Origin of the sequence: Novosphingopyxis iocasae (assembly GCF_014334095.1) — a bacterium.
Lineage (GTDB): Bacteria > Pseudomonadota > Alphaproteobacteria > Sphingomonadales > Sphingomonadaceae > Novosphingopyxis > Novosphingopyxis iocasae.
Map to the genome: position 1 here is coordinate 21,689 of NZ_CP060495.1, position 17,100 is coordinate 38,788.

Annotated in this window: 16 protein-coding genes and 1 pseudogene; 6 read left to right on the plus strand and 11 right to left on the minus strand. The window is 65.0% G+C overall.

Annotation, left to right across the window (positions count from 1 at the left end):
* Positions 1 to 104 precede the first annotated feature (104 nt).
* The 8 genes from H7X45_RS00135 to H7X45_RS00170 all read right to left on the minus strand — a co-directional run bounded on the left by H7X45_RS00135 (position 105) and on the right by H7X45_RS00170 (position 10,003).
* Complete coding sequence (locus H7X45_RS00135) at positions 105 to 572, minus strand: DUF1203 domain-containing protein (protein WP_187335587.1); 468 nt, start codon at positions 570 to 572, stop codon at positions 105 to 107.
* A 288-nt stretch (positions 573 to 860) separates the two neighbouring features.
* Positions 861 to 2,114 (minus strand): N-succinylarginine dihydrolase, encoded by a 1,254-nt coding sequence (locus H7X45_RS00140; protein WP_187335588.1) that lies wholly within the window; start codon positions 2,112 to 2,114, stop codon positions 861 to 863.
* Between the two features lie 9 nt (positions 2,115 to 2,123).
* Positions 2,124 to 3,146, minus strand: a complete 1,023-nt coding sequence (locus H7X45_RS00145) for an arginine N-succinyltransferase (RefSeq protein ID WP_187335589.1) — start codon at positions 3,144 to 3,146, stop codon at positions 2,124 to 2,126.
* Complete coding sequence (locus H7X45_RS00150; RefSeq protein WP_187335590.1) at positions 3,143 to 4,351, minus strand: hydrolase; 1,209 nt, start codon at positions 4,349 to 4,351, stop codon at positions 3,143 to 3,145. Before H7X45_RS00150 ends, H7X45_RS00145 begins: the two co-directional genes overlap by 4 nt.
* A gap of 58 nt (positions 4,352 to 4,409) precedes the next feature.
* Entirely contained in the window at positions 4,410 to 5,231 is an 822-nt protein-coding gene (gene rsmA, locus H7X45_RS00155) for a 16S rRNA (adenine(1518)-N(6)/adenine(1519)-N(6))-dimethyltransferase RsmA (RefSeq protein WP_246449509.1), read from the minus strand.
* A complete protein-coding gene (gene pdxA, locus H7X45_RS00160) occupies positions 5,228 to 6,235 on the minus strand; it encodes a 4-hydroxythreonine-4-phosphate dehydrogenase PdxA (protein ID WP_246449510.1) in 1,008 nt (335 codons plus the stop codon). The genes rsmA and pdxA overlap by 4 nt, the downstream gene beginning before the upstream one ends.
* 13 nt (positions 6,236 to 6,248) lie before the next feature.
* Positions 6,249 to 7,589, minus strand: coding sequence for a peptidylprolyl isomerase (locus H7X45_RS00165; RefSeq protein WP_187335592.1), 1,341 nt, complete (start codon positions 7,587 to 7,589; stop codon positions 6,249 to 6,251).
* Positions 7,590 to 7,699: 110 nt separating this feature from the next.
* Complete coding sequence (locus tag H7X45_RS00170; RefSeq protein WP_187335593.1) at positions 7,700 to 10,003, minus strand: LPS-assembly protein LptD; 2,304 nt, start codon at positions 10,001 to 10,003, stop codon at positions 7,700 to 7,702.
* A gap of 154 nt (positions 10,004 to 10,157) precedes the next feature.
* Here H7X45_RS00170 and H7X45_RS00175 point away from each other — a divergent pair, with 154 nt between their 5' ends.
* The 4 genes from H7X45_RS00175 (at position 10,158) to H7X45_RS00190 (ending at position 12,736) form a co-directional block, all read left to right on the plus strand.
* Positions 10,158 to 11,606: a leucyl aminopeptidase gene (locus tag H7X45_RS00175; RefSeq protein ID WP_187336898.1), complete on the plus strand. Its 1,449-nt coding sequence runs from the start codon at positions 10,158 to 10,160 to the stop codon at positions 11,604 to 11,606.
* Positions 11,607 to 11,615: 9 nt separating this feature from the next.
* On the plus strand, positions 11,616 to 12,056 hold the full coding sequence (locus H7X45_RS00180) for a DNA polymerase III subunit chi (RefSeq protein WP_187335594.1): 441 nt from the start codon (positions 11,616 to 11,618) through the stop codon (positions 12,054 to 12,056).
* An 87-nt stretch (positions 12,057 to 12,143) separates the two neighbouring features.
* Complete coding sequence (ndk, locus tag H7X45_RS00185) at positions 12,144 to 12,566, plus strand: nucleoside-diphosphate kinase (protein WP_187335595.1); 423 nt, start codon at positions 12,144 to 12,146, stop codon at positions 12,564 to 12,566.
* Positions 12,567 to 12,577: 11 nt separating this feature from the next.
* Entirely contained in the window at positions 12,578 to 12,736 is a 159-nt protein-coding gene (locus H7X45_RS00190) for a DUF2256 domain-containing protein (RefSeq protein WP_187335596.1), read from the plus strand.
* Between the two features lie 9 nt (positions 12,737 to 12,745).
* Here H7X45_RS00190 and H7X45_RS00195 read toward each other — a convergent pair whose 3' ends face one another.
* The 3 genes and pseudogenes from H7X45_RS00195 to purM form a co-directional block, all read right to left on the minus strand.
* On the minus strand, positions 12,746 to 13,402 hold the full coding sequence (locus tag H7X45_RS00195) for a YoaK family protein (RefSeq protein ID WP_187335597.1): 657 nt from the start codon (positions 13,400 to 13,402) through the stop codon (positions 12,746 to 12,748).
* 30 nt (positions 13,403 to 13,432) lie between these two features.
* Positions 13,433 to 13,945, minus strand: a pseudogene (gene purN, locus H7X45_RS00200) (phosphoribosylglycinamide formyltransferase); the annotation flags it as partial.
* An 85-nt stretch (positions 13,946 to 14,030) separates the two neighbouring features.
* A complete protein-coding gene (purM, locus tag H7X45_RS00205) occupies positions 14,031 to 15,137 on the minus strand; it encodes a phosphoribosylformylglycinamidine cyclo-ligase (protein WP_187335599.1) in 1,107 nt (368 codons plus the stop codon).
* Between the two features lie 62 nt (positions 15,138 to 15,199).
* Between purM and H7X45_RS00210 the strand changes: the two genes are divergently transcribed.
* Complete coding sequence (locus H7X45_RS00210) at positions 15,200 to 16,480, plus strand: heavy-metal-associated domain-containing protein (RefSeq protein WP_246449511.1); 1,281 nt, start codon at positions 15,200 to 15,202, stop codon at positions 16,478 to 16,480.
* A gap of 17 nt (positions 16,481 to 16,497) precedes the next feature.
* Positions 16,498 to 17,100 carry a P-loop NTPase family protein gene (locus H7X45_RS00215; RefSeq protein WP_187335600.1) on the plus strand — a complete coding sequence of 201 codons (603 nt, stop codon included), beginning with the start codon at positions 16,498 to 16,500 and terminating at the stop codon, positions 17,098 to 17,100.

A 17,100-nucleotide genomic window follows, 5' to 3' on the forward strand; every position in this document is an offset into this window, starting at 1 on the left:
GGTTTAGCAACCATCATGCCAAGCGCGGATGGCTGCGGATCATTACGGGTCCGGCGAGACCCGATTGTAAAGTTACCCGACAGTTAACCCTGACAGCAGAACCGTCAGTCCCGGTCGACCCGGGCGGCGAAGCATCCATATTTGGCATAGTGGACGTGGAGATAGTCCGCTGCGCCGCTGCCGAGCAGCCTTTTGATCGCCGGTTCGATGGCGTCCCCTTCGGCCAGCTCTGCGTCGACGATATTCCCGTCGGCGTCGAATGCGCGTAGCGCCACCATCCGCTGCCGCATAACGGCGGGGACTTCGTCGCGAAACTGGGCGCGAGTATCGGCGCCCTCGCGTACGAATATGGCGTAACGCGATCGGTAGGGGCTGTCAGCCGGCTGATGCTCGTAATTGAGCAGGATGGCGGTTTCGCCGACGTCAAGGTCGCGCAGTTCGATGCGGTCCGGCACGCCGGGGCTGCTGTCCGCCACCACGCGCCGCGCGCCCAGTTTTGCGAGCTCGGTGTCGCTGAGGCCGTAGAGCGATTGGAAGGGAGCGGGGTCGAGTCCGCGGATGCAATAGGTCATAGGGAGGTCCTTTCGTGAGTCGGGACCGAAGCTAAGTCAGAAGGGCATGGACGGCTTCCCGAACCTTGCGGTCGAAGCGATTTTCTTTTGCATGCGTGTGCAATCCCCTCCCCCTCAATGGCAGAGGCGCGAGACTTGCTAAGCGCAGCGAACCTGGTCGCAGCGGTGGGGGTGGTGGTTCCGGAAGGCGCTAACGGTCCATAAAACCGGCCTTACCCTCATCCAACTCCGCCTAGCTGGCGGAGCTAGCAAGGTTAGGTATCCTTCCCCCGGCAGGAGAAGGACGGATCAGCGCAACTCGCCCAGCTCCAGCGCTTGCAGCAGCGCGGCACGGGCCCTTTCGACCTCTTCGGCCAGCTTCGGATCGGCGAGCTGCGCGGGCGCAATATCCTCGGGCCAGTGCTGGGCGATCACTTCGGCGATCCGATCCAGCTTTGCCTCGTCTGCCAGGAAGCGTGGATCCACCGTCGCGGGATCGGCGACCACGCGCAAACGCAGGCAAGCAGGGCCGCCGCCATTGGCCATGGACTGGCGCACATCGACCGGGATTACGCGGCGGATCGGGCCGTTGCCGGCGGTCATTTCCTGCAGCCAGTCCCAGACCGACGGTGTCTCCTTGGCCTCCAGCGGCACGATCAGCGCCATCTCGTCCTCCGGCAGCGTCACGAGCTGTGCGTTGAACAGATAGCTTGCGATGGCATCGGCCAGGGACACGCGCGCGGCAGGCACGGTGACGATTTCCGCCTCCGGCAGCTTGGCGCGGATCTCGGCATAGGTCGCGTCGGGATCGGCGAAGGCTTGCTCATGCGCGAACAGCACATTCTCGTTGGCGACGGCGACCACATCATTGTGGAACGCGCCTTCGGCAATCGCCTTCGCGGCCTGTTCGATATGGATCACGCGGCTGGGGTCCAGCCCATGCGCCCGCGCGACGGCCTTGCTGGCCTCGATATGCTGGCGCGCGGGGAAGGAACCGCCCGTTCGGCCGTGCACGAACAATTCGATCCCGGCGGCATCATGGCTGGCCGCCATCCGCATATGGTTGGCCGCGCCTTCGTCTCCGAAGGGCGGGGGCACGGGGCCATGCACCGCGAAATGGGCTTCATCGGCAAAAGCCAGCTTCAGCTGCGCCAGTGTGCCGCGCCATTCGTGGCTGCGGTGCGGCATGGTGATGAGGTTCGCGACCGTCAGATGGCAGCGTCCGTCCTGCGTATCCGGCGCAGGCGAAACGGTGGCGGCGTTGGCGGTCCACATGGCAGACGCGCTGTAAGCGGCAGCGCGGATATGATTTTCGGCTGTGGATAAATCCGTGGAAAGGCTGTCGAGCCACTGTCGATTGGGCCGATCGAGCGGCAGGAAGAAGCCCTGCGGCAGCCCGCGCCGCAGATTGCCGCGCATCTTCTCAACCCCCTGCAGCGCTGCCGCGCGCGGATGCGAGACCGATCCCTTGTTGTTGGTCGCGGCGAGGTTACCCGGGCTGAGGCCTGCGTAATTGTGGCTCGGACCGACGATGCCGTCGAAATTGATTTCGGTGATGGTCATGCTTCTTCCTTAGCGCGCGATCCAGGTAACGGTGTCGCCGACATCCACCTTCAGGCGCTTCGCTGCGTCCGGCCTAAGCACGATGCCGCCCTCGCGGCGCGCCACCTTGGCATATCCGCCGCGCCAATCGGCAAGGCGGCCGGTGGCAACCAGCGCCTGTTCGCAGTCGTCCTTCTCCAGCTCTTCCACCGCCACGATCTGCGCTTCTTGCGCATCGCGCACAGTGGTCACCTGATCGGTGCGCGCGACCATGCTGGGGCCGCCGTCGAAAATGTCGACATAGCCTTCATAGGCGAAGCCTTCATTTTCCAGCATGCGCATGGCCGCGCGGCCCGATGGATGGGGCAGGCCGATCACGGAGCGCGCGCTTTCGCTCAGCATCGCGGTGTAGATCGGGTGCTTGGGCATCAGATCGGCGATGAACTGGTTGCCGTGGATGGCGTTGAAATAGTCCGCTTCCTGAAAACTCATGCCGAAGAAGCGGCCCGCCAGACCGTCCCAGAAAGGCGATCCACCCGCCTCGTCGATGATGCCGCGCAGCTCCGCCAGGATGCGATCGCCGAAGCGCGCGCGGTGCTGGCGGACGAACAGATAGCGGCTACGCGCGAGCAGCAATCCGAGGCCACCTGCACGGTGGTTTGGATGGAGGAACAGGCCGCCCACCTCGCTCGAACCTTCCAGATCGGTGACGAGGCTGAGCATCTCCGCGCGGAAGGTGCGGTTGAGCTCCTCGCTCTGCTGCGTCAGGGTGCTGAGGCGATAGCTGTAGAAGGGCCAGCGCTGGCCCACCTGCGCGAACAGCTGGCAGGTGCCGCGCACTTCGCCGGTCTCCACCTCTTCCAGCGCCAGCACGAACAGATCGTCCTGCAACTCGTCGCCCGCGCGGGTGAAGGCCTGGTTCGATCGATCCAGCTTGGCCGTGAGAGATTTGCGATCGGGCGGCAGGTTGGTGAATCCACCGCCGGTGAGCTTCGCCATCTCGTAGAGCGCGCCCAGGTCGCTGGGGCGCGCGGCGCGGATGATGTAGCTCATGCGAGACCCTTTTCGGCAAGGCGGAGGATGGTGAGCGCGGAGAGGCGCGCGCGTTCGGCGAGGCTATCGACGATCAGGATTTCGTCCGCACTGTGGATGGCGTCGCCGCGCACGCCCATGGTGTCGACCACCGGGATGCCGCAATCGGCGATATTGTTGCCGTCGCACACCCCGCCCGTGGTGCGCCAACCGATGTCCAGGCCGAGATCGGCACCCGAGCGCTTGACCAGACCGAACAGCTTCTCCGCGCCTTCGCTCAGCGGCTTGGGTGGGCGTCCGAAGCCGCCATGCGGGTGGACGCTGACATCATGTTCCATCGCGATAGCGGCGCAGGCGCGCTCCAGCGCTTCCTCGGCTTGCCGCTGATCGCGTGGATCGCGCGGGCGGAAATTGACGCGCAGGATCGCATGATCGGGCACCACATTGTTGGCACCGCCCCCGTCGATCTTCGCCGGATTGACCGAAAGGCCGTCGCGCATCAGCGCTTTCAGCCGGAGCGCGAGGTCCGCCGCGGCGACGACGGCGTTGCGCCCGTCCTCCGGATTGCGCCCGGCATGGGCGCTGCGCCCGCCAATCTTGATCGAGTAGTTGCCGCTGCCACCGCGCGCGCCTGCCAGCGTGCCATCGGGAAGCGCGGGTTCGTAGGTCAGCGCCGCGGTCTTACCTTGCGCAAGGCGCTTGATCAGCGCGGCGGAAGAGCCGGAACCCACCTCCTCATCGCTGTTGATCATCACCTGATAGCCGATCTGATCCTTCGCGTCGGAGCCTTCCAGCGCCATGAGCGCGTGCAGCATGACGGCGATGCCGCCTTTCATGTCGGCGACGCCGGGGCCGTTCAGGATATTATCTTCGCGCCAGCTCAGCTCCTGGAAGCCGCTGTCCACCGGGAAGACGGTATCCATATGGCCGGTGAAGAGCAGTTGGACGGGCGCATCGGGCCGCACCGTGGCGACGAGATGCTTGCCGCGCTCTAGCGTCTGGATCGCTCCGTCGGGCTGCATGGTCTCGACCGGATCGGGCTTTACCAGCTCGACCTCTCCGGGCAGCTCGGCGAAGGCATCGCCCAGTTGCTGCGCCATGGCCGCAAGGCCTTCCAGATTGGCGGTGCCGCTGTTGATCTTTGCCCATGTCATGGTGCGATCGAGCATGGGCTGCTGCTCGATCCGCTCCAGCACGGCGGCTTCGCTTTTCGTAATCTGTGTCATGGCGCAAGGGGATAGCGCGGGCAGGGCGGGTAGGCCAGTGCCGTGCAATCACGTTGGTTCAGTTCGACAGCAGCCGTGCCACCGACACGAATTCATCCACGCTTAGCGTTTCCGCCCGCCGCGTCGGATCGATCCCCGCCGCTTCCAGCGCATCGAGAGCGCCCGGCAGCGCCTTCAGACTCTGCCGCAGCATCTTGCGGCGCTGGCCAAAGGCGGCGGCGGTGAGCTTTTCGAGGACAGCGAAGCGCACCCCTTCGGGCGCAGGTGTCGGCACGAGATGCACCACCGCGCTCATCACCTTGGGCGGTGGGGTGAAAGCGCTCCGGTGGACCTTCATCGCCAGCCTGGCACTGCTGCGCCACTGGGCGAGCACCGAGAGCCGCCCGTAATGGCTGCTGCCGGGCTCGGCGACGATGCGGTCCGCCACTTCCTTCTGAAACATCAGCGTGCACGAGGCCCAGTCCGGCGGCCAGCTCTCCCCGCTCAGCCAGCGGACGAGAAGTGCCGTGCCGACATTATAGGGCAGGTTGGAGACGATGTGGTACGGCGCGGCGAGAGGCGGCTGCTCAGCGAGTGCATCGCCCTCCTGCACGGCCAGCTTGCCCGGATAGGCCTCCGCGATTTCAGCGAGCGCTGGCAGGCAGCGTGCATCGCGTTCGATCACGCTTACCTGCGCCCCCGCGCGCAGCAGGGCGCGGGTCAGACCGCCGGGCCCTGGGCCGACTTCATAGACGCGCGCGCCGTCCAGATCGCCCGGCACGGCGGCAATTCGATCGAGAAGCTGCTCGTCGAACAGAAAATTCTGCCCCAACGCCTTGGACGCGCTGAGCCCGTGCTTCGCGATCACTTCGCGCAGCGGCGCCAGAGCGGGCTGGCTCAATCGAGCGCCTGACGGTTGTGCACGGCTTCGCTGGCCATGCGGATCGCGGCGATCATCGAACTGGCGCGGGCCTTGTTCTGTCCGGCGATACCGAAAGCGGTGCCGTGATCGGGCGAGGTGCGCACGATCGGCAGGCCCAGCGTGATGTTCACCGCATCGTCGAAATACAGCGTCTTCAGCGGCACCAGCGCCTGATCGTGATAGGCGCACACGGCTGCGTCATAGCCGACGCGCGCTTCCTCATGAAACATGGTGTCGGCAGGCAGGGGGCCTGTGACATCGCAGCCATCGGCAAGCAGCCTCTCGACCGCGGGCACGAACAGTTCTTCTTCTTCCTGCCCCATCTTGCCCGATTCTCCGGCATGCGGGTTGAGGCCTGCCAGCGCGATGCGGGGATTGTCGATGCCGAAATTGCGGGTCAGGCCGCGCGCGGTGGCCTGGACCCGCTCCACGATCAGATCGATCGAGAGCGCATCCGGTACATCGCGCAGCGCGATATGGGTGGTCATCGGCACGACGCGCAGGCCGGGGCCTGCCAGCATCATGATCGCGTTCTGCCGGGAGACACCGCAGCGTTCGGCGATGAATTCGGTCTGCCCGGGATGCGTGAAGCCGACGGAATAGAGCTGCGCTTTCGAAATGGGGGCGGTAACGACCGCGCCCGCGCTGCCGCTGCGGGCCAGCCCTACCGCGGCTTCCAGCGACTGATAGGCGCATTGCGCGCCCGCCGCGCTCGGCTGGCCGGGCGTCACCGCGCCGCATTCCAGCACCTGCATTACCGGCAAGGCGGTTTTGAAAACATCGGTTGCCTTGGCGGGATCGTCGATCGTCTGAACCGGGCCGTCCCAATGCGGCGCAAAAGCGGAGGCGTCGCCCACGGCGAAAAACGGCGAAAGGCCCGCGCTGCCGCGGGCCTCCCAGCTTTTACCGATAATTTCCGGTCCGATGCCCGCCGGGTCGCCCAAGGATATGGCGAAGGGAGCGATCGGGGGACTGTCCGTCATGCAGGCACCGCCATCAGTTGTAATCGATAATGGCATCGCGCCGCAGATCGCGCAGATAGATCTGCGCCCGGCGCGATACGCGGTCTTCCTCCAGGCGTGACTGGATTTGATCGAAGGACGGGGCATTGCCGACCTGCGCATCGTCACGGCCGCACAGCACGAACACGCGCACGCCTTCTTCCAGCGAACCGTATGGCGGGGTGGAGCGACCGATTTCCAGCTTCGCCATCACCTCCTGAAGCGGCCCCGGCAGATCGCCCAGACGCACGCCGTCGCGGTTCACGACGTCCGCGTTCAGCGTTGCGGCAATATCATCCGCATTGCCGCAGCCGCGAATGTCCTGCGTTTCCTGCGCGAAGCGATCCAGGATCGGCTGCGCGGCGGCCTGGCTGGCATTGGCCGGGAATTTGATCGAGATCTGCTTGAGGCTGAGCTGCGCGTCGCGGGGATCGGCCGTCAGGATCTGCCGCTTGTCGATCAGGTAGAGGATCGAAACGCCGCCGGGCGACTGGATCGGGCCGACCAGCTGGTTCGGCTGCATCTGCTGCGCCGCTTCGGCGAGCGAGGTGGGAAGCTGCGCGGGGCGTACCCAACCCAGATCGCCGCCCACCGCCGCGGTAGACGCTTCGGAGAACTGGCGCGCATAGGCTACGAAGCTGCCGCCTTCGCTGATCTGCTTCACGATATTGCGCGCCTGCGCCACCACCTGCGCCTCATTTTCCGGCGTCGCGGCGAGATAGATTTCGCCCAGGCGATATTCGGTGGTGCCCTTGCTCTCGTTCAGCCGGTCAATGATCGACTGAACCTCGTCATCGCTGACGTTGATGAAAGGGCTGATGTTACGGCGCAGGAGCCGGCTCCACGCCAGCTCAGCCTGAATCTGGCGATGCAGCGATGCGGGCGCGGAGCCGATGGAGCGCAGATACTGGTCGAACGCGGCGGCGCTGCCCTGGCCGTTCTGCTGGGCAACACGGGCATAGGTCTGGCCGATTTCGTCCGCACTGATCGAGATGTCGTTGGCCGCGGCTTCCTGGATCTGCAGCGTCTCATCGATCAGATTGCGCAGCACCTGAAGACGCAGCCGCTGCTTTTCGGCATCGGGAATATTGCCGCCATTGGCCGCCACGATCAGCGCCATGCGCTGGTCCACATCGGTGCCGGTGATGATCGATCCGTTCACCACCGCGGTTGCGCGGCGCACATTGGGATCATCATTGCCGAACAGGGTCAGGCCGTCCGGCATATCAAGGCCCACATTGGGCACCGGCGTTTCGTTGACCGTCTGCGCGGGCAGGGCGGTGGGGGCCAGCAGGCTCAGCGCCGCACTCATGCCGAGAAGATTGGTGAATTTCATAAGGTCAGCCAGTCGGTTCCATACGGTTACAGGGACAATCAGCCATTGCGGGCTAGTCCGCGCGCGCTGAACCGCGGATGAAAGATGGCCGTCCCCCGGACGCCGGTGCCTTATACGCCCAGATTACGAAATGCCAGCCGGAACAGGAAGCTGTTGCCGCGCTGGGCATCGCCCACCTTCTGATAGTCGCGCCGCCAGGTAAGCCCTAAGCTGATGCACTCGTCATCATAGGCAATGCCAAGGCGATGGCGGATCGGCCGGAAGCCGTCGCTGTCCGCCAACGGGTCCTCCTCGGCATCGGTAAGATCGACGATGGCCGATCCGAACACGGACCAGTAGCGCGCAAAGGCCACGCGCGCGCCAGCGCGCAGTTCCTCACGATCGCGCAGGTCTTCCACAGCGGTGCTGATATCGCGGTTGAGACGCAGATATCCGATCTCGGCATAGGTCTTCTCGGAGCCGACCAGGGCGTCGATCTCGTTGCGGCGGACCTTGAACCCGTCCTTGTCCAGCCGATAGCGATGGGTTAGCCGCACGAAATTCTTGTAACGGATATCGGTTCGCCCAACGATGTCGGACAATTGCCGCGACAGGCCTGTGCCGTCCGGGAAAGCCGTTGGCTCTTCGGTGAAGCTGTAGCTCTGGCCAATATTGGCGTGGATCGACAGATTGGTGGTCAGCAGCGAGTAATCGATGCCGTAAACCACCCGGTAGCCATCCTCGTAACGGTCATAGCCGGGGAAGCGGTTGAGCGAGAAGAGGTTGATGTCTTCCAGATCGACGGCGCGCGAATCTTCGTTCGGGATCCTGCTATTGTCGACCGCCGGTGTGGCGACCAGCTCAACGCGCGGCGTGATGATCTGCGTGCCGCCGAACGCCTGGCCCACAAAAGGCCAGCTGGCATCGGCCGCCGCGGTGGCGATGAAGCGGCTCTGGAACCCCGGCTCTCCGCGATAGATCAGCGTCCGGGGCAGGTCGTTCTCGCTGCTGTGGTAAAGGTCTCCGCGGCCCAGCAAGGTGAAAGTGAGAAGCTGGCCAAGGTCTGACACCAGCCGCTTGTCCCAGCGTGCCTGCGCAAAGGCGCGCTGCGTGTCCTGCCCTTCGGTCCGGCCGATGGCGAGGCTGTTGGCCTGCAGCATGATCTGCCCGCCAAGAAGCGGATCGGCGATCTTGCGGCGATAATCGATCTCCGGCAGCACCAGCGGAACCAGCCCTTGGTCCGCGCCGACACGCAGCGTCTGGAAGGCCCAGCCGGCAAGGCGGAAATAGCTGTTCGAATCGATCCGTTCCGCCTGGATGGTGGAACGTAGCCGATCGTCCCGGCTGATGTCGTAGCGGCGCAGGAAGGTGCGGTCGGTGACCCGGCGGATCGATCCGCGCAGCGTCCAATATTCGTCCGGGCGCAGTTCCCCGCTGGCGTCGATATAACCGCGGAACTGCTGCTGCGATACGGGCGCGCCGGTGATCGAGGTTTGCCGGCTGTAGGTTCCGTATCCGGTGATCTGATAGGCGCCCAGCTCGTTCAGTTCACGGTAGCTGGCGCTGACCATCGGCAGCACTTCGGAAAAAATATAGGGCGTGATCACGATGTCCCGGTTGGGGCCGAGCGGGATCAGATAGGGCAGCTGCAATTCTGCGCCATTATTGTTGGTATAGCCGATATTGGGCACCAGCAGCCCGCCTTCGGTGCGGTCGCCCAAGGGATGCGACAGGCCGGGCAGGGGTATCAGCGGCAGGCCGAACAATTCGATCCGCGCACCGGAATAGCTGACGCGTTCCTTGTTGGGATCATAGGTGACGCGCACGGCATTGACCTGCCAAGTCGGGTCCTTCGGACAGCCTTTGCTGTCGACCACCGCGCACGGTGTGTAGGCGGCGCGTTGCAGCTGCACCACGCCGCTGGGCAACCGCTCCCCGCGTACCGCGGCCAGGCGGCCGCCTTCCTTCATGACGAGCAGCAGGTTCTCGATCGCGCCCTCGCGCAGGCTGTCCGACAGGGTGACGCGGTCGCCATAAGCGATATCGCCATTAGGGCTGAGCGCGCGGACCGATCCGGTTGCCACCACCTCTCCGCTGTTGCGATTCCACTCGATCTGGTCGGCGAACACCTGATAGCCATCGCGCGCCAGCTCCACATTCCCGCTGGCGGTGACGATTTCCGCATCGCTGTCGTAATTCAGGGTATCGGCAGCAAAGCCGATCTGATCGCTGTCGCTTGGCGGCGCTAAGGGCATTTGCGGCGCGGGCGGAGTGCTGGTTGCGGCGCTTTCGGCAGGCGGAATCGGAACATCGGGCGCATCGAAAGCGCCGTCCTGCTGGCTGCGTTCTTGCGCCCCGGCAGGCGCGCCGGCGGCCAGCGCAATCGCCATCGCGAGGCCGCATGCAGCGTACAATCCCGGCTTTTGCGATCTCATCTACCGAACCCTTATCGCACCTGCTGGCGCATTCAGAGCGCACCCCTTGCACCAGCGCGCCCGATCCCGCAATGCGCGAGGTGGAACCGTCGCGGGCCGTGAACCGTCTGAGTCCATAGACAGCAGAATTCAGTACCAGAAGGATTAAACCTTGATCGATATCCGCTTTTCCGCAGACCGCCCGCAAGACGCCGACGTCCTCGTCATTCCCGTAGGTGAGGGCGGCGCGGATGCCGGTGCTCTAGGCATTGCGCAGGGCGCAATGGTGGCAGGTGCCGCCAAGTCCGCCCGTTTCGAGGGCAAGGCCGGGCAGAGCTTCTCCACTTTCGCCGAAGAAGATGGCAGCGCCGTGCGCGTGCTGCTGGTCGGCACCGGCAAGGATGGTTTCGACAAGGCTGGCGGCGCCATCAGCGCGCAGCTGCTCACCTCGGGCGCGAAGCATGCCTCGCTGAAGGCCGACGGCCTGAGCGCCGAGCAGGCTGCCGAGATTGCCTATGGCGCGAAGCTGCGCAGCTGGCGGATCGATACCTATCGCACACAGCTGAAGGATCATGAAAAGCCCAGCCTGAACGCGCTGACGCTGGTCGGTGCGCCGGACGGCACCGAGGATCGCTGGACGCGCCTCGACGCGATTGCAGAGGGCGTGGCCTTCACGCGCGAGCTGGTGTCGGAGCCAGCCAACATCATCTATCCGGAAAGCTTCGTTGAGCGTGCGCGTGCCAAGATGGAGCCGCTCGGTGTCACCTTGCGCGTGTTGGACGAGCCGGAGATGGAAAAGCTCGGCATGAACGCGCTACTCGGCGTTTCGATGGGTTCGGAGAAGCCGGGCCGCTTGCTCGCGCTCGAATATATGGGCGGCAAAGACGGCGAGAAGCCGATCGTGTTTGTCGGTAAGGGCGTTACTTTCGATACCGGCGGCATTTCGCTAAAGGCCCCGCAGGGCATGGAAGACATGAAGTGGGATATGGGCGGTGCTGGCGCTGTTGCCGGCGCCATGACCGCGATTGCCGGGCGCAAGGCCAAGGCGAATGTCATCGGCATTTGCGGCCTGGTAGAGAATATGCCGGACGGAAAGGCCCAGCGCCCCGGCGATGTGGTCACTTCCATGAGCGGCCAGACGATCGAGGTCATCAACACCGACGCCGAAGGCCGTCTGGTGCTGTGCGATGCGCTGCACTGGGCGCAGGAAACCTACGATCCGGAATATATCGTCGATCTTGCCACGCTGACCGGTGCGATGCTGATCTCGCTCGGCCATGAGCAGGCGGGCCTGTTCTCGAACGATGACGGTCTGGCCGACAAGCTGACCGCGGCGGGCAAGACGTCGGGCGATCCGCTGTGGCGGCTGCCGCTCGGCAAGGCCTATGACAAGCTGCTCGACAGCCCGATCGCAGACATGAAGAATGTGGGGCCGCGGTCCGCCGGTTCGATCACCGCCGCGCAGTTCTTGCAGCGCTTTATCCACGACGGCGTGAAGTGGGCGCATCTCGACATCGCGGGCATGGCCTGGGCGGACAAGGATAGCGCGACGGCGGCCAAGGGCGCGACCGGTTTCGGCGTGCGCCTGCTCGATCGCCTGATCGCAGATAATTTCGAGGGGTAAGGCAAAGCGGTGCCCCAGGTCGATTTCTATCAGCTCACGCGTGATCCCGCCGCGGCGATCCTGCCGGTGCTGGTCAAGAAATCGCTTGCCGAAGGGCACCGCTTTCACATCGCGCACGCCAGCGAGGAAGCGCGCGATGCGCTGTCCGAGGCGCTATGGAATGCGTCTCCGGAAAGTTTTCTGGCGCATGGCGAAGTGGGCTCCTGCGATGAGGCGGCGCAGCCCGTGCTGCTCGGTTCGGGCGTTATCGGCGGCAACGGCGCGCAATATTGCGCAATCGCCGATGGCGACTGGCGTGAGGGCGTTGACGGCTATCAGCGCATCTTCTTCCTCTTCGAACCCGACAAGATCGAAGGCGCCCGCACCGCCTGGAAGGCGCTGTCTGCCCGCGACGGCTGGCAATGCCATTACTGGAAACAGGATGGCCGCCGCTGGACACGGGCGGCCTGAAGCGCGCGCGCTTGCCACCCGCGTGCGCGGGCGCTAGGGGCGCGCTCAATCTTTCAAGACCAATCCCTAAAATCTCAGGAGTTCATCATGGCGGTTACCCGCACCTTTTCGATCATCAAGCCCGATGCCACCCGCCGCAACATCACCGGCGCGGTCACCAAGATGCTGGAAGACGCCGGGCTGCGCGTCGTCGCGTCCAAGCGCATCCAGATGACCGAGGAGCAGGCCAAGGGCTTCTACGCCGTCCACGCAGAGCGCCCCTTCTACGGTGAACTCGTCGAGTTCATGACCAGCGGCCCCGTCGTCGTGCAGGTGCTCGAAGGCGAAGACGCCGTAAAGCGCAACCGCGACATCATGGGCGCGACCAACCCCGCCGACGCCGAAGCCGGCACCATCCGCAAGGAACTGGCCGAAAGCATCGAGGCGAACACCGTCCACGGCTCGGACAGCGAAGAAAACGCCGCGAACGAGATCAAGTTCTTCTTCACCGAAGACGAAATCGTCGGCTGATCGACCGGATCATGGTGGGCAAGCGCGTCGAAAAGGCGAACCTGCCCACCAAGACCTGCGCCTCCTGCGGACGCCCGTTCACCTGGCGGCGCAAGTGGAAGGATGTGTGGGACGAGGTGAAATATTGCTCGAAGCGCTGCCACGGTTCGGCGCGTTCCTCGTCCAGCTAGAACGCGGCCTCAGCGGTCGGTCTCGCCGCTCTCGTCCTGTTCGTCATGATGGCGCAGCACGAAGGCGAGAATCAGGAGCACCACGACCGGTCCCCACAGGGCATCCAGGCTCCAGTGCGCGTAGATCAGCGCGCCGCTCGCTCCGCCCGCCAGCATGGCAATCCAGAGCGCTGCATAGTGCAGCCAGTCCCAGCGCGGCCCTCCGCCCAGCGCTCGGCCGATATGTTGGCCGATCTTGACGAGCGTGCCCGTCATATAGGTGATGCCGAAGCGCACCTCCCCGTCGCGTTCGAACACGAGATTTTCCGCGCCCATGCCGAAGGCGATGATCGCCACGCCTAACATTTTCCAGTCATGATCGAACAGGAGCTGGCTTACCGCCAGACAGGCTGCAATTCCGATCAGTAGCGAGCTTGCGATATGCTTACGCGAAATGATCCGCAGCACCGTGCCCGCGATCACGCCGAGCACGAAGGATCCGATTAGCATCAGCGCGATGGTCGCCGCGCTCGACTGCTCCGCTAGGCCGATTCCGGCACGCGTCGAGTTTCCGCTCATGAACGAAGGAAAGAATCCGCCGGTCACCAGATAGCCGGTTGCATCGACATAGCCCGCCAGTGCCGTCAGAACTGCGGCCGCCGGAAGGTTTTTGCGCGCATCGGCCAAGGATTAGCCGCCCCGTTCCATGCGCTCACCGACATAGGCGGCGAGCGTGCGCGGATAGAGCTGATGTTCTGCGATCAGAACGCGCGCGGCCAAGCTGTCCGCATCGTCGTCCGGCAATATGGCGACTCGCGTCTGCGCGAGCAGTGGCCCGTCATCGACCCCGGCATTTACGAGATGGACCGAGCAGCCGGCAAAGGCGTCGCCTGCTTCCAGCGCCCGCTCATGGGTGTGGAGGCCTTTGTATTTGGGCAGCAGGGATGGGTGGATGTTCAGCATCCGGCCTTTCCAGGCGGACACGAACGCTTCGCCAAGGATGCGCATATATCCGGCGAGCGCGATGTAATCGGCGCCCGCCTCGCGCACTGCCGCGTCCATGATCGCATCGTGATCGGCGCGGGCCAAACCCTTGTGCGGGTGGGCGAAGGTGGCGATGCCCTCCGCCTCGGCAAGCTTCAGGCCGGGCGCTTCGGGATCGTTGGAAGCGACGAGAATGATCTCAAACGGACAGCCCTTCGCCTTCGCCGCGTACAGCAGCGCTGCCATGTTCGAGCCGCGGCCCGACAGCAGGACGGCGACCTTGGCTCTACCGCTCACAGTGCGGAACCATGATCATCGAAGTTACGCACCCTCACGCATCATGTGCCGCTTCCCATTCGGCGCTCGCGCCCCAGTCGCCGTGGGCGGCACCGATGCGGCAGCCGCGCTTGCCAGCGCCAATACGGCCGATGGCGTGAACGGTCTCGCCTGCGTCTTCCAGCGCCTGCGTCACGCGGCCCGCGCGGTCCTCGCGCACGATCACCGCCATGCCGATGCCGCAGTTGAACGTGCGGGCCATTTCGCCCGGCGCGATCGATCCCTGTTCCTGCAGAAATGCCATCAGGCCCGGCTGGTCCCAGGCGCCCGCGTCGATCATCGCGCGGCACCCCTCGGGTAGGACGCGCGGGATATTTTCCAGCAGCCCGCCGCCGGTGATATGGGCAAGGCCGTTGATATGGCCTTCGCGAAGGAGCGGCAGCAGCGCCTTCACATAAATGCGGGTGGGCGCGATCAGCGCATCGAGCAGGCTGCGGCTGTCATCGAACGGCGCGGGCGCATGCATATCCCAGTTCTTGTCGGCGGCGAGGCGACGGACCAGCGAGAAGCCGTTGGAATGCACGCCCGAGCTTTCCAGCCCCAGGATGATGTCGCCCGGTGCGATCGCCTCTCCGGTAAGCTGTTCACCGCGCTCGACCGCGCCGACGGAAAAACCCGCCAGATCGTAGTCGCCCGCCGCATACATGCCCGGCATTTCCGCCGTCTCGCCTCCGATCAGCGCGCATCCTGCCTGCTTGCAGCCCTCGGCGATCCCCGCGACCACGCGCTCTGCAACGCCGTTGTCCAGCTTCCCGGTGGCGAAATAATCGAGGAAGAACAGCGGCTCTGCGCCCTGCACGATCAGATCGTTGACGCACATCGCCACCAGATCCACGCCGATCGCGTCGTGCCGGTCATGATCGATGGCGAGCTTTACCTTGGTGCCCACGCCGTCGTTCGCGGCAACCAGCAGCGGATCGCTGAACCCTGCCGCCTTCGGATCGAAAAATCCGCCGAAACCGCCAAGGTCGGCGTCCGCGCCGGGCCGCGCCGTGGCACGAGCGAGCGGCGCGATGGCGCGCACCAGCGCGTTGCCGGCAGCAATCGATACGCCGGACTGTTCGTAGCTATAAGGGGCGGACGGGTCGTTTGTGTCGCTCATCCTTTGAGCGCCTAGCCAGATCGCGCTTGGAATTCCATGCTTCAGTCGCCAAAAGAGCGCCGATGCGTTTGCCCAGTCCCCCCCGTAAATGGATGATCGCCGCCGCGGCCACCGTGCTCGCCGGTTCCTCCGCGCTCGTCTACGCGCAGATCGAAGGGCCGGAGCGCGGCGTTCCACCGATCGCCTCCACCGGAGATTTCGAGGTGAGCGGGATCGAGGTGAACGTCACCGGCAAGGATGCAGAAGACGCCCGCCGCAATGGCTGGGCGGAGGCGCAGCGCCTGGGCTGGGCCAAATTGTGGGCGCGCACCCATGGCGGGCAGAAGTCCAGCCTGCCCGATTCGCGGCTCAACGACATGGTCTCCGCCATTGTAGTGGAGGAAGAGGAGATCGGCCCGCGCCGCTATGTTGCGCGTCTGGGCGTAGTGTTCGACCGGGCACGGGCAGGGCAGTTGCTGGGCGTCAGCGGCAAGGTGACCCGCTCCGCGCCGCTGATGATCATCCCGGTAACAATCAATGCCGGCGCGCCGATGGTGTTCGAACAGCGCACCGACTGGCAGCGTGCCTGGGCGCGTTACCGCACGTCCGAAAGCGCGATCGATTATATCCGGCCCTATGGCGGCGGCGGCGATTCGCTGGTGCTGACGGCGGGGCAGATCGACCGGCGCAGCCGTATCTGGTGGCGCGCCCTGCTCGATCAGTTCGGTGCGGCCGACATCCTGATCCCGATCGTGCGGATCGAGCGGCAGTGGCCGGGCGGCCCGGTGGAGGCGACCTTCACCGCGCGCTACGGCCCGGACAACACTTATCTGGAAAGCTTCGGGCTGCGCACGTCCGGCCCCGGCGGCATCGCCAAGATGATGGACGAGGGCGTGCGCCGCATCAATGCAATCTATGAGCGCGCCCTGGCCGCCGGCATGCTGGCACCGGACAAGTCGCTGATCGTGCAGGAACCGGTGGACGAGAGCGAGCTGATCGATCTCGAAGAACCGGCACCGGTTGTGGACAGCGGGCCGAGCCGTCCGGGCGACGACAACTATGTGCCCTCGATCGGGCCGCCGCCGCCAAGCGCTACAGCTGCGGCTACTCCGGCTGCGGCACCGTCGATCCAGAGCTTCAACGTGCAGTTCGCAACGCCCGATGCATCTGCCGTGACCGCCGCCGAGGCCGCGGTGCGCGGGGCAGCGGGCGTGCAGGGCGCGACCACGTCCAGCCTGGCGCTGGGTGGTACATCTGTCATGCGGGTGACCTTTGCCGGAGACCGCGATGCCTTGCGCGCGGCACTGGCGGCGCGCGGCTTCACCCTCCAGGATGCGGGCGGCGCGCTCAGGATCAGCCGCTAGGCGAGGCTGGCCCGGCGATGCGGCAGATCGCGCTTCCCCTGGATTGGTCCGCCGGTAGCGGCACGGAACTGATCGTTACGCCCGCCAATGAAGGGGCGGCGGGACTGATCGAAAATCACAGCTACTGGCCGCAGGGCGGCGTGATCCTCACCGGACCGCCGCGATCGGGCAAAAGCCTGATGGCTGCGCATTTCGAAGTCAGCCACTCCGGCACTGCGATCGACGATGCCGATCAGTGGGAGAACGAGGCGCTGTTTCACGCCTGGAACGCTGCGAAGGGGGCGGGCAAGCCGCTGCTCCTTACCGCACGCACGCCGCCGGGTGAATGGGGCACTGCATTGCCGGACTTGCGATCGCGCCTTGCCGCGATGCAGCTTACCCAGCTGGCTGAGCCGGACGATGCGATGCTGGAGGGGCTCCTGCGGCTTCATCTGGCGCGCGCGGGAACCGGGGCGACCGACGAGACGCTCTCTTATATCGTGAAGCGCATCGACCGCAGCTACGCCGCGACCGAGCGATTCGTTCGCGAAGCCAATGCCCGCGCGCTGGAACAAGGCGGCCCCGTGGGCATGAAGCTGGCGCGCAATCTGTTCGAACATCAGGACGAATTGGATATTTGA

Coding starts and splice junctions, on each gene's coding strand:
- H7X45_RS00145 (WP_187335589.1), bottom strand. CDS start 3,146: ATGAGCTACATCATCCGCGCCGCGCGCCCCAGCGACCTGGGCGCGCTC.
- H7X45_RS00165 (WP_187335592.1), bottom strand. CDS start 7,589: ATGAAATTCACCAATCTTCTCGGCATGAGTGCGGCGCTGAGCCTGCTG.
- H7X45_RS00140 (WP_187335588.1), bottom strand. CDS start 2,114: ATGACCATCACCGAAATCAATTTCGACGGCATCGTCGGTCCGAGCCAC.
- ndk (WP_187335595.1), top strand. CDS start 12,144: ATGGCGGTTACCCGCACCTTTTCGATCATCAAGCCCGATGCCACCCGC.
- purM (WP_187335599.1), bottom strand. CDS start 15,137: ATGAGCGACACAAACGACCCGTCCGCCCCTTATAGCTACGAACAGTCC.
- pdxA (WP_246449510.1), bottom strand. CDS start 6,235: ATGACGGACAGTCCCCCGATCGCTCCCTTCGCCATATCCTTGGGCGAC.
- H7X45_RS00170 (WP_187335593.1), bottom strand. CDS start 10,003: ATGAGATCGCAAAAGCCGGGATTGTACGCTGCATGCGGCCTCGCGATG.
- H7X45_RS00215 (WP_187335600.1), top strand. CDS start 16,498: ATGCGGCAGATCGCGCTTCCCCTGGATTGGTCCGCCGGTAGCGGCACG.
- H7X45_RS00150 (WP_187335590.1), bottom strand. CDS start 4,351: ATGACACAGATTACGAAAAGCGAAGCCGCCGTGCTGGAGCGGATCGAG.
- H7X45_RS00135 (WP_187335587.1), bottom strand. CDS start 572: ATGACCTATTGCATCCGCGGACTCGACCCCGCTCCCTTCCAATCGCTC.
- H7X45_RS00210 (WP_246449511.1), top strand. CDS start 15,200: ATGCGTTTGCCCAGTCCCCCCCGTAAATGGATGATCGCCGCCGCGGCC.
- H7X45_RS00190 (WP_187335596.1), top strand. CDS start 12,578: ATGGTGGGCAAGCGCGTCGAAAAGGCGAACCTGCCCACCAAGACCTGC.